The following is a 12,304-nucleotide window of genomic DNA, read 5'->3' as shown; positions in this document are numbered from 1 at the left end:
AAATGACGCCTAACACGTTGTGAGGAATCTTCGCCCAGTCCGCTGTCATGCCGTCCGTACTTGTCACTGCGCGTAACGCGACAACGTTTTCGTAGGTTCTCTCATCGCCCATCACGCCGACACTCTTAACCGGCAGAAACACGGTCAACGCCTGCCAGATTTCGTCATATAGTCCCGCTTTTCGTAACTCTGCGATGAAGATTTCATCGGCTTCCCGCAGCATGTCGAGACGTTCTTGCGTGATTGGACCTAAGATACGGACGGCTAAACCGGGACCGGGGAACGGGTGCCGTCCTAGGACCGATTTCGGGATACCTAGTTCTGATCCAACCGCTCGCACTTCATCTTTGAACAGTTCACGAAGCGGTTCAATCAGTTTGAACGGCAAATTTTCAGGAAGTCCACCGACGTTATGGTGTGTCTTAATCGTCGCCGATGGTCCCTTGACAGACACACTCTCAATTACATCGGGATAGAGTGTGCCTTGTGCTAGGAAGTCGATCTGTCCAATTTGCGTTAACCCTTCTTTGAAAACTTCGATGAACTGATTGCCAATGATTTTGCGCTTCTGCTCCGGGCTTTCAACGCCCGAAAGATATTCGAGAAACCGTTCGGCAGCATCAACGTAATAGACATCAATGCCAAGTTCCCGAAAAGTTGACAACACCTGATCCGCTTCATTTTTCCGCAACAAGCCGTTATTGACGAAAACGCAGGCAAGTGCGTCCCCGATGGCACGTTTAAGTAGCGTTGCAAGGACCGTCGAGTCGACACCACCACTTACAGCACATAGCACGCGAGCACCATCTGTTTCAGCACGAATCTTCTCTGTTGCCTCCGCGATGAAGGACTGCATCGTCCATTCATCGCTACATTCACAGACTTCATAGACAAAATTGGCGAGCAGTAAGTTATCGTCTTGTGTGTGGATAACCTCCGGATGGAATTGCAGACCATAGATGTCCCGATCCAGATCCGCTATCACTGCAATGGGAGAATTGTGGGTGTGCGCGACAGGGTGAAATCCGTCGGGTAAAACATCAATTCGGTCGCCGTGACTCATCCAGACATCTACCGTCTTTGGCAAATCTGCAAACAACGGAATTGGCAGATCTACGGTCAGTTCTGCTGAACCAAATTCGCGTTCAACGGCTGGGTGCACTTTGCCGCCGGCGGAGAGGTGTGCAATAAGCTGCATACCGTAACAGATACCAAGAATCGGCACACCGAGCGTTAAAATCTTCGGATCGAGCAGGGGTGCGTCTGTTGCATAAACACTTGCAGGACCACCAGATAAAATGATACCTTTCGGTTGTATAGCTGCTAGTTGATTTAGCGGAATGTTGTAGGGGTGGATTTCACAATACACCTTGTGTTCGCGGACTCGCCGCGCGATCAGCTGTGTATACTGCGAACCGAAATCTAAAACAACTATGATTTCACGTTTCATTATACCTAACCTTCTTATCTATTAGTCGTAAATTTATTCTATCATAGATTAACAGGTCAGTCAATTAAGCATTTGCAAAAATCGCTTGGCTTTAGTTATTCTATGTGTTATAATAGAGCGATCTAAGGACTATATGTTTAGCACTTATGTGCTAGTTGGTATTAACTTATCAAAAATTCTAATGGCATACACATTACCCGACCTGCCGTATGCTCACAACGCTTTAGAACCGCATATTGACGAGCAAACAATGCAGATTCATCACGGAAAACACCATCAGGCTTACATCACCAATGTTAATACCGCGCTTGAAGGGCTCGACGATCTGGCAGCGCTGTCGGTCGAAGACTTGCTGCGCAACATTGATCAAGTGCCCGAAGACAAACGGCAAGCCGTTATCAATAATGGCGGTGGACATGCCAATCACTCACTCTTCTGGACCATAATGAGTCCCAACGGTGGTGGTACCCCCACACCGGAAGTTGCGGCTGCAATTGAATCTGCTTGTGGATCGCTTGAGGCTGCCAAGGAAGAATTTACAACCGCCGCGACAACCCGTTTCGGATCCGGTTGGGCATGGGTTGTTGTTGATGAAACCGGCAATATACAAATCTACTCGACAGCTAACCAAGATAGTCCCATCATGCAGGGACATACACCGATACTAGGTCTTGATGTTTGGGAACACGCGTACTATCTAAAATATCAGAACCTGCGTCCCGCTTATATCGAAGCTTGGGCGAACGTTATCAATTGGGAAGAGGTCGCCAGACGTTACGCCGCTGCAAGAGGCTAAGGCGACGATTGCAAGTGAGCTAGCGTGCCTTCAGATGCTTCACTCAAGGCACGCTACATCTTTAAATATATATAACCAATCCTGTCCAAAATTGAATATGCAAAAGCGATGAAGGGGAGGAGTAAGTCGAACGGTCTTGACAGAGCGGGAAATCCACTGGCTGAGAGATGTCCCCAAGTTACCCCGACTGAAGGTCGCCCTGGAGCTGCCAGCCTGAAAACGCTCCCGATAAATCGGGATTCAAAGCAACAAGTAGGGTTAGCCGATCTGATGCACGTTACGCATACCAATGAGTGCCCTTTTACACAGTATTTGATCGACAAAAGGGAATCGGAGTGGTACCACGGTAAGGACTTTAGAGGAAGCCCTTCTCGTCTCCAAGTATGTCCTCGAAAGAAAGTTGTCCCTTGAAATCTTCAATCGGGTAACTTCTACGGAGGGTTGGAACGGGAGGGCTTTTTTATTGGACTCATTCGTCATAAATTGTGATGAGGTTTTCCTGATTAAACTTAAAAGGAGAGTACTATGGAACTATCAGGAGCAAAAATACTGATTGAAAGTCTCAAACAGGAAGGCGTGGAGTATATTTTTGGTGTCAACGGCGGCGCAGCGATGCCAATCTTTGACGCCCTCTACGATCATCCTGATGTTAAGCTGATCATGATGCGACACGAACAAGGTGCGTCACATGCCGCTGATGGCTACGCACGAGCAACAGGTAAGGTTGGCGTTACGCTTGCTACTTCCGGTCCCGGTGCAACAAACCTAGTGACCGGTATCGCAACCGCCTATATGGATTCAATTCCGATGGTAGCAATCACGGGGCAGGTTTTTACCCATCTGATGGGAAACGATGCATTCCAAGAGTGTGATGTGATTGGCGTGACGCGCCCGGTCTGCAAGCACAGCTACTTAATCAAAAGTGGTGATGAAGTTGCCGATGTCATAGCAGAAGCGTTCCATATCGCTAGCACAGGCCGCCCTGGTCCCGTCGTCGTTGATTTCGCTAAAGATGCGCAGATCCACGAATCGTTGTTCCGCTATCCAGAGAAGATCAATATCCGCAGCTACAAACCGAAGGTAGAGGGACACCCACGCCAGATCGCAAAAGCGGTTGAGTTGATTCACAACGCCGAGCGTCCAATACTCTACGCGGGCGGGGGTGTAACGCTTTCCAACGCCTCTGAAGAACTGCGTGAGCTAGCAATAAAAACGGGCATTCCGATTACCGTAACTCTGATGGGCTTGGGTGCATTTCCTGAGACCCATCCGCTGGCAATGGAGATGCCCGGTATGCACGGTTCCTGCTGCGCTAACTATGCGTTTACCGATTCCGATCTGGTCATTGCAGTCGGTGCTCGATTCGATGACCGTGTTACGGGAGACTTGACGAAATTTGCACCGAACGCGAAGAAGATCCATATTGACATTGATGCTTCCTGTATTGGCAAGAATGTTCCTATTGATGTGCCGATTGTGGGTGATGCCAAGCGCGTATTGGCGGACATGAACAAACTGGTACATCGCGTGGATATTGAACCGTGGATGCGCCAAATTAATGAGTGGAAAGAGCAATATCCCTTTGAGTATGAACAAAACGGTGATAACATTATGCCGCAGTATGTAATCGAGCAGATCTACGACCTTTACTCAGACGCGATAGTCGTTGGAGATGTCGGACAGCATCAGATGTGGGCGGCACAATATTTCAAATTCACCGAACCACGTCAATGGTTAAATTCCGGTGGACTCGGCACTATGGGGTTCAGCTTGCCCGCAGCGATCGGCGCACAACTCGGTTGTCCTGACAAAACGGTTGTCAACATCAATGGCGACGGTTCCTACATCATGACAATACAAGAACTTGTCCCTGCCATAACGATGAAGCTCCCGCTCAAGATCTTCATTATCAACAATATGTATCTCGGCATGGTTCGGCAGTGGCAGGAACTCTTCCACCAGAAACGCTATGCCGCTGTTGACTATCACGATAACCCCGATTTCGCACTGCTTGCGGAGGCATTTGGGGCAACAGGAATCCGTGTGGAGCGAATTGAAGATGTCCGTCCGGCATTGGAGAAAGCAAAAGGCATCGACGATGGTCCTGTTGTCATTGACTTTATCGTTGATGAGGAGGAAAATGTGTTCCCAATGGTTCCTGCGGGTGCGGGACTTGGCGACGTGATACGAGGTTTGGCATAATGACTGAACAACGACACATATTTTCCGTGCTTGTCGAAAATCGATTTGGGGTCCTCGCACGAATTGCGGGGTTGTTCAGTGGGCGTGGGTTTAACATTGACAGCCTCAATGTCGCTGAAACCGATGATCCCGACGTTTCACACATGACAATTGTTACACATGGGGACGCGCAGATCATTGAGCAGATTTATAAGCACCTGAACAAACTAATTGATGTAATCAAGGTGACAGATCTCACCGTTGAAAACCACGTCGAGCGGGAGATTGTACTGATTAAGGTCTACGCCGAGCCGCAGCGGCGCGGGGAAATCCTCCAAATTGTGGAGATCTTCCGCGCCCACACGGTTGATGTCGGTCCTGACTCTTTAATCATCGAAGTGACTGGCGACGAAGGGAAGTTGAAAGCAGCGATTGATCTGCTCCGTCCTTACGGTATTCAAGAACTTGCCCGCACCGGTAAAATTGCTATCATGCGTGGCATCGCAAAGTGAGGCACTGATATTGCGTTTTCACGTTTCACATATAAGGAGTATTCATGGCAACAATTTATTACGATAGTGATGCAGATTTTGATTTACTCAAAGAACGGACTGTTGCTGTCATCGGCTATGGTAGCCAAGGACGCGCACAGGCGTTGAATCTCAAGGACAGCGGCGCAAATGTTGTCCTCGGGCTGCGACCCGGCAGCCGTTCCCAACCGGCAGCAGAATCAGAAGGATTGACCGTCAAAAGTATCGACGAAGCCGCTGCTGAAGCAGATATTGTCCAGATTCTCATCCCGGATGAACAACATGGAGCAGTATATCGAAATCAGATTGAGCCGAATCTACAGGCAGGCAACATGGTGATGGTTTCGCACGGTTTCAGCATCCATTTCGGTCAGATCGTTCCAGACAATGACATTGACGTGGCGATGATTGCACCGAAGGGACCAGGACTACTCGTGCGACAGGTTTTTGAGGAAGGCGGCGGTGTGCCGTGCCTTATTGCTATCCAACAGGATGTGACGGGACATGCCAGAGACCTCGCACTCGCTTATGCGAGGGGGATTGGCGGCACGCGGGCTGGTGTCATTGAGACAACCTTCCGTGAAGAGACGGAAACCGATCTCTTCGGCGAACAAGCAGTGCTTTGTGGCGGGACTACCGCCCTGATCAAAGCTGCTTTCGATACCCTCGTCGAGGCTGGTTACCAACCTGAAATGGCGTTTTTTGAGTGCTTGCATGAGTTGAAGCTGATTGTTGATCTGATCTACACAGGCGGACTTAGCAAAATGCGCAATGATGTCAGCAACACGGCAGAATTCGGCGATCTCACCCGCGGTCCTCGTGTTATTGATGAGGGGGTCCGAGAGCGTATGCGAACAATTCTTAAAGAGGTACAGAACGGGGAATTTGCACGAGAATGGGTACTAGAAAATCAAGCGAACCAACCTGTACTACAAGCCCTCCGTCGCCGAGAGTCAGAGCTACAGATCGAAGAGGTCGGTAAAGATCTGCGGAGCATGATGAGTTGGCTTGAGGAGTAAAAGTTACACTCAGAATAGTATATTTTCATAAAAGTCGTCACTCCGGTTGCAACCATACTGCCGAAGTGACGATTTTTTGTTTCGGTCTTGCAAAGGTCATTTTTCTTTATGGACACAATCGAGAAAGAGGTCGAGCAGCACGAGAAGCGCAATCTCGTCGTGTTTGCGGCTAACCAAATCTTTATGCGGCTCGGCTGGATTTTCAAGACTGAATCGGTGGTGATGCCGGGGTTTCTGGATGTCTACACGTTATCGGGGTTTATCCGGGGACTCCTGCCCCTCATCTCTCGAATTGGGCAAAGTATACCTCAGATTCTTATCGCACACCGTGTGGCGAAAATGCCAAGAAAACGGATGGTGTTTATACTTTCCGCCTTCGGTATCACCTTCCCTTGGCTAATATTGGCATTAACCCTTGAAGTTGGAAGTTGGTCAAACAACACAATCGTAGCGATTTTTCTGACGCTGTATGGCTTGCACTGGTTGACCTACGGCAGCAATGTCCTAGCGCACGGCACACTACAGGGAAAACTGATCCGCCCTAGAAGACGAGGACGTCTATTGGCTTATGCCAGTCTCATCGGCTGCACGCTTGCAATCATTATCGTCTGGCTTGTGATGCCACGTTGGGTTCGCGGCGACACTGCCAATTATGCTTGGATATTTGGGATGACGGGGATGTTCTTTGGCTTTGCCGCGTGCTCCAGTCTGTTTTTCCGTGAGCCTCCTGATGACCATTCCACGCAAACCGTGCCTTTTCTTAAATATCTTAGTTCAGGGCTGATGCTGCTGCGATATGACCGAAATTTTCGTATATTCGCGATTGTCCTGATGTTGTTCTATACAGGTTGGCCCATTTTTCCGCACTATACTGTTTTTGGAAAACGAACGTTAGGATTAGTGTCGAGAAATTTTGTGACGCTGTTGATTGCGCAAAACACGGTCAGTGGACTCGGTGCCTTGGTGATGGGGAATATCGCAGATCGGCACGGCAATCGGATTGTGATGCGTGTGCTAATCTTTGTCGCTGCGTGTGTTCCCCTACTAGCGGTTGGTCTGAGCCGTCTGCCGATGGGAGCACACTGGTACTGGCTTGTGTATGCCTGTTTGGGATTTACACCCGTATCGGGTCGTATCCTTACAAACTACACACTTGAGATTTCTCCGCAGGAAAAACACCCGCAGTACTTGGGATTGCTGAGTGTTCTTCAGACGGTGCCGTTGCTGGGGTCGCCGGTGGTTGGTCTGTTGATTGATCGATTCTCTTTTGAATCGGTGTTTATCTCGTGTTCCGTCTTAGTCTTTTGTAGCGTCCTACTGACCTTCCGGTTGGTAGAGCCTCGATTTAGCCGTTCTGTTTAATTAGCAGAGACAGAATCACCCTGATGTAATCATGTCATAGGAGTGTAATTATGCCCGACGAACTGATGACCACCTTTGAAAAACTCTGGGTTGCCCTTCGCGCTTCGTGGTGTGCCAATCACGACTTCAATGGCGCGCTGGGGTTTAGCCATGACCGCGCAGCGATGGACTTCTTCCATCGCGTTGTACAGGTAAATGTGGACGATGCTCAAGTAGATAGATTGATTGACGACGCACTTCGTCTGTTTCAAGAGAAAAAATACGACTGCATGTTCACCCTTTCGCCGCTAGATCGCCCCGCTGACCTTGATAAGCGACTGGAGAGGCGTGGTTTCACAGAGGGTATGTTGGCATCGGCAATGGTTTATGACCCACCCACTGCACCGCCGCCCGCCGAAACTGTTGCGGAAATTGATGTTTCACCCGATAGCGAATATAACCTTTGGGCGGATGTCATGTGCCGTGGGTTCGGTCATGACCAGACGATGGGAGAGGTCGGACGTTCCGTACTAGTCGTGCCCGAAGTGCGCCGCTATCTAGCGCGTGTGGACGGTGCACCGGCGGGCACGACGCTGGTCTACTCGCAATTCGGTATGGGCTACGTCGATCATGTCGCAACGCTGCCGGAACATCGCCGCAAAGGAATCGCTTCTGCTATGATCGCACGAGCGGTTGCAGATTCACAAGCGATGGGTAACCGTTGGACAACGCTGGAGACGACAACAGGCAGTAACGCCGAGCGGATATACCAACGACAGGGATTCCGCATCGCCTATCATCGACGGCGCTATATCATGCCTTATGAGTGAGGGTAAAATATAGAGGTACTAGCGAAAACATTTAGCAAATCATCAAGGATTATTTCGATAAAATTGGAGCAAAATTGAAGAAATTTATGGCAAAGTGAGAGGTCAACATGAACACGTATAGTGGTAGTAACTTTGATGATTTTCTCGCCGAGGAGGGCATCCTTGAGGAGGTATCAGAAAGCGCACAAAAACGGTTGCTTGCTCTGGAAATTGAGGATATCATGAACGCCACGAGCCAAAGTAAAAATGAAAATTGAATCGGGCAACTTAACTTTTTCAATGAGACGGAACTCCGTTCGTTTTAAGTTCTTTATAAGGACCGGTGTTTCGTCTCTACTCAAGAGGAGTTCACAACATGGCACTGCAAGCGTGGATACGCATTGGTCAACCCCTCGAACCGGTGATGAACGATTATGAACGGATCTTTGATGCGTGGGAAGCTGGCGGAATCAAAGGCTTTGTTTTTGGGCGCACACTTTTTGCGGATGCAGAGGGTCAGTTTACCATTCCCGCTTTTCCTTCCAACCCGCAAGCCTATCGCAATCGCGGGCTAGAGCCAAATGTTCGCAACACAGAAACCGATTCCACCAAAGAGAAACTGCTTCATGCGATGCTCGATAACGCCAAGTCGCGCGGTTGGGAGATTTTTATTTTTGCTCCCGGTAGTGGAGCAACTGGTGCGAAACCACTTCCACTAGAGGAGGATCCCTACGGCGCGATCGCCATGGCAGCAATCTGGGATGAAACATTCGGTAGCTTTCCACAGGTTGATGGCGGCATCATGGATGGCTGGACTGAATCCGCTTATGAGCTGGAATGGCATCACGGCAATGCCGTATTTGCCGATATTCCCGAATCAACCAAAGCCCAAGCCGCTATCAGAGGATATGATCCAGACAGACTTGAACGCGGCAGGCACCATCTCCATGAGCGTTTTCGCAATCTTACCCCCGCCGAAGTCCGCTATTACGGTGCCTACGGCGTGCTGTCGGAGATGAACCTCTTCGATATCAATGAGGATGCGGTTTACTGGCTCCGCTGGCGACGCGAGGATGGGATTAAAACAGGGGAGGCATTTCGGCATGAACTGGACAAATCCCCGCGCAAGTTGTTATTGGGGAATGGTCCCCGTTCAGCCGTATTTTCTGGAATGACTGCGCTCGATTTCCACGCTTGGGATAAGATCGTAGATGTGCTGCTCGTCAAACACTACTTCTGGCATCGCGGCTTCGACGGAATGTACGGCACCGTCGCCCGTTGGATAGGACAGATTCAAGAATGGAATCCCCGCCTGACCGAACAGGATTGCTTTACAGTGGTAAAAGCGTGGCTGGGTATAGATTTGCCAGAGGTAAACTCTCTATCGGACATGGATTTGGGATTTCCCCAAGCCTTCTTCGATCAAATCGTAACGACTGAAACCGAACGGGCTCTTGCCGCGGTCAGTGAACCAGAGAAGGTTGTCCCTTGGGTGGACACAGGGCGGATGCCGCACGGCGGGGATCCAATGACCGCCGGAGATCTGCATCGTATCCTCACAGCCTCGGAGGAAGTGGGGTTGAAGCGTTTCCTTTTTCATAATCATGCACACCTCACATCGGCGGAGTGGTGCGTGATTTCTCGGCTATGTGGACACCCTTGGGATGAAGATCCCGACGGGTATTGGCCCCCCGCAACACCGAAACCATCGAGCTACTGATTGATTGGAGAGGAGGTTCACTATGGCTAGCTTAACGCTTCCTGTGCGTTGGTACAGTAATGAAACTCAACACGGCGAATTGGAACTTGAATTGAATCGAACCGCTTTCATGATTGTGGATAGCGATTGTGGCACCGGAAATCGATATGTGGAAGATGGGATTGCGCCGGCGTTGGCTGCGGCACGCACGGCAGGCATGAGGGTTGTTTTTATTCACAATGACTTCTCCCTTGTTGATGAACCGGGCAGCATCAAACGAGAGATCCACGGTACACGCTGGGGTGATCCCCTTGCTGAAACAAGACAATCGCCTGCATCAAGGATACCCTATAAACCGAACTATTCCCCGTCGATTCAGCCGTTGCCGCATGAGCCGGACTTTCCCAAACGTGAGTGGTCGGGATTCTATGAAACGCATGTCGATTACCATTTGCGGTGTTACGACATCAAGAATCTAGTCGCGGTTGGGTTCAGCCAGCGTGCCTGTCTATACCAAACCCTCGCCGGCGCAGTCGAGCATAATTATCGGGTCGTCATGCTGCGGGATTGCACGCATTCCGCCGAGTATCCCGATACAATCGATCCAAGCTTACCAGAGGGAGGCTGGCTGCGGAAGATCATGTTGCGTAATTTTGAACATATTATTGGGTATACCTCGACCTCATCGGAGTTTGTCACAGCGTGTAAATCGCTTTGAGCCGCAATGCAATGGGAGCGTCAAAAATCTGACTCACGCATGTGCCATCAATCGTCCAACATGAGCAACGACCGATTCGGACAGCCCTTTAAGGTCATAGCCACCCTCTAGTGCTGAGATCAATCGTCCCTCACAAGTTTCTGCCGCAATTTCGCAAAGGATATCGGTCAGACTCGCAAAACCGTCTGCGGTCATATTGATCGCCGCTAGAGGATCCAAACGGTGTGCGTCAAACCCAGCCGAGATTATTAGAAAATCGGGAGAAAAGTCGAGGAGCGCCGGCTTAAGGGTGTTTTGGAAGGCTTCGATGTAATCACTGGGTTCACTACCCGGACGCATCGGTATGTTCAGAGTTGTGCCAACAGCGCCCTCCGTACCGGTCTCGTTTGCCATACCGGTGCCGGGATAAAGAGGCACCTGATGAGCGGAGAAAAAGAAGACGGAGGGGTCATCATAAAAGATATCCTGTGTCCCGTTGCCGTGATGGACATCCCAGTCAATAATTGCGACACCCCCCACCCCATGTTCACGCTGTAGGTATCGTGCCGCAATTGCAACGTTGTTGAACAGACAGAAGCCCATTGAACGGCTCGGAGTTGCGTGATGTCCGGGCGGACGGACAAGGGCGAAGGCATTACTCACACTGCCCGCCATGACTGCATCTGCTATCCTCAACACCCCTCCGGTGGAAAGACGCGCAATGTCATAAGATGCGGGCGAGGTCGGTGTGTCATAATCGAGAGGGATGCTATCTTCACAGTGCCGCTTGACTCGATCAATATGTTCTTGAGCGTGCGCATAACAGATCTGTTCAATCGTTACAGAAGTGGCTTCGATCTGGTGCAAATCCTCCCAAAAATCAGAGGCTTGCAGCGCCTCGATGCTCGCCTGTAGACGTGCCGGACGTTCGGGATTCTGCATTCCAGTATCGTGGTTGAGATAATCAGCGTGATATACAAAACCAGTCTTTTTCTGAGAAGTCATAGTTCTTTCCAAGTTAAGCGTGGGTATTCACTTCAATATTTCAAATTGTAGTTTATTTCAAAACATTCCGCAACTGTTTTCTGAACTTGACACCTCCTTGCGCTTCTGCTATCCTATTCCAATTGCTTTCAAAATTTTATTTATAGTAAACCCAAGAAATAAAGGGACATTTTTTTAGAAATATGTTATCCTGTTGCCATTATGGCATATTCATCAGATTTACGCACACGCGTCCTGCAATTCATAGAAAATGGTGGCAGTAAAACAGAAGCGGCAAAACGGTTCAAAGTCGGTCGAACTGCGATTTACCGATGGCTCAATGCCTCAGACCCACTCACGCCGGGAAAACCGGGTCCCCGAAAACCGAGACTGCTTGACCCCGTCGCATTATCTGAACATGTCAAGCTACACCCCGACCAAACCCTTAAACAACGCGCTCAACACTTTGGGGTGTCACCGGCCTGTGTTGCCTATGGGCTCAAAAGACTTGGCTACACGCGGAAAAAAAACGATTGGATATAAGGAGCAATGTCCAGAAAAACGTAAAGCCTATCAGGAGCAACTCGCAACGGTAAAAGCATCAGGCAAAACGCTGATTTACCTCGACGAGACCGGTTTTGCAGATGAAACCTTTAGAAGTTATGGCTATGCCCTACGGGGACAATGTGTCCACGGATTGATACCGAGCCAAAAAAACCGCACCATGACTTTGATAGTGGCGCAACTGAATAATAAGTTGATTGCCCCAAAGTTAATAGCGGGCAGTTGTAATGCACA

Annotated in this window: 13 protein-coding genes; 11 read left to right on the top strand and 2 right to left on the bottom strand. The window is 49.7% G+C overall.

Annotated elements, in window-relative coordinates:
• Positions 1 to 1,450: glutamine-hydrolyzing GMP synthase (gene guaA / locus J4G02_15575; protein ID MCE2395985.1), on the bottom strand; the 1,450-nt coding region annotated here is incomplete at its 3' end.
• Between the two features lie 181 nt (positions 1,451 to 1,631).
• Between guaA and J4G02_15570 the strand changes: the two genes are divergently transcribed.
• From J4G02_15570 to J4G02_15530, 9 genes are all read left to right on the top strand, one after another.
• Positions 1,632 to 2,246, top strand: coding sequence for a superoxide dismutase (locus J4G02_15570; GenBank protein ID MCE2395984.1), 615 nt, complete (start codon positions 1,632 to 1,634; stop codon positions 2,244 to 2,246).
• Between the two features lie 525 nt (positions 2,247 to 2,771).
• Entirely contained in the window at positions 2,772 to 4,448 is a 1,677-nt protein-coding gene (gene ilvB, locus J4G02_15565) for a biosynthetic-type acetolactate synthase large subunit (protein MCE2395983.1), read from the top strand.
• Positions 4,448 to 4,939, top strand: a complete 492-nt coding sequence (gene ilvN / locus J4G02_15560; GenBank protein MCE2395982.1) for an acetolactate synthase small subunit — start codon at positions 4,448 to 4,450, stop codon at positions 4,937 to 4,939. Before ilvB ends, ilvN begins: the two co-directional genes overlap by 1 nt.
• Before the next feature lie 44 nt (positions 4,940 to 4,983).
• Positions 4,984 to 5,976, top strand: a complete 993-nt coding sequence (ilvC, locus tag J4G02_15555) for a ketol-acid reductoisomerase (protein MCE2395981.1) — start codon at positions 4,984 to 4,986, stop codon at positions 5,974 to 5,976.
• Between the two features lie 108 nt (positions 5,977 to 6,084).
• Positions 6,085 to 7,338 carry an MFS transporter gene (locus tag J4G02_15550; protein ID MCE2395980.1) on the top strand — a complete coding sequence of 418 codons (1,254 nt, stop codon included), beginning with the start codon at positions 6,085 to 6,087 and terminating at the stop codon, positions 7,336 to 7,338.
• A 50-nt stretch (positions 7,339 to 7,388) separates the two neighbouring features.
• Complete coding sequence (locus J4G02_15545) at positions 7,389 to 8,147, top strand: GNAT family N-acetyltransferase (GenBank protein MCE2395979.1); 759 nt, start codon at positions 7,389 to 7,391, stop codon at positions 8,145 to 8,147.
• 107 nt (positions 8,148 to 8,254) lie between these two features.
• The gene (locus J4G02_15540; protein ID MCE2395978.1) at positions 8,255 to 8,404 is read left to right on the top strand and encodes a hypothetical protein; all 150 of its coding nucleotides are present in this window, start codon (positions 8,255 to 8,257) and stop codon (positions 8,402 to 8,404) included.
• A gap of 98 nt (positions 8,405 to 8,502) precedes the next feature.
• Positions 8,503 to 9,846: a hypothetical protein gene (locus J4G02_15535; protein ID MCE2395977.1), complete on the top strand. Its 1,344-nt coding sequence runs from the start codon at positions 8,503 to 8,505 to the stop codon at positions 9,844 to 9,846.
• Positions 9,847 to 9,868: 22 nt separating this feature from the next.
• Complete coding sequence (locus J4G02_15530) at positions 9,869 to 10,543, top strand: cysteine hydrolase (GenBank protein MCE2395976.1); 675 nt, start codon at positions 9,869 to 9,871, stop codon at positions 10,541 to 10,543.
• A 33-nt stretch (positions 10,544 to 10,576) separates the two neighbouring features.
• On the opposite strand, the gene J4G02_15525 is transcribed toward J4G02_15530, so the two are convergent.
• Positions 10,577 to 11,464: a histone deacetylase gene (locus tag J4G02_15525; protein ID MCE2395975.1), complete on the bottom strand. Its 888-nt coding sequence runs from the start codon at positions 11,462 to 11,464 to the stop codon at positions 10,577 to 10,579.
• A gap of 264 nt (positions 11,465 to 11,728) precedes the next feature.
• On the opposite strand from J4G02_15525, the gene J4G02_15520 reads away from it, so the two are divergent.
• Together J4G02_15520 and J4G02_15515 are read left to right on the top strand one after the other, a co-directional pair.
• Positions 11,729 to 12,049 carry a hypothetical protein gene (locus tag J4G02_15520; protein MCE2395974.1) on the top strand — a complete coding sequence of 107 codons (321 nt, stop codon included), beginning with the start codon at positions 11,729 to 11,731 and terminating at the stop codon, positions 12,047 to 12,049.
• Positions 12,015 to 12,304, top strand: a 290-nt coding sequence (locus tag J4G02_15515; GenBank protein MCE2395973.1) for a hypothetical protein, incomplete at its 3' end; no start/stop codon positions are given. The genes J4G02_15520 and J4G02_15515, both read left to right, overlap by 35 nt.

The sequence above is a fragment of the Candidatus Poribacteria bacterium genome (assembly GCA_021295755.1).
GTDB lineage: Bacteria > Poribacteria > WGA-4E > WGA-4E > PCPOR2b > PCPOR2b.
The sequence above is the reverse complement of the archived record's forward strand: the minus strand, read 5'-3'. Positions and strand labels throughout refer to the sequence as shown.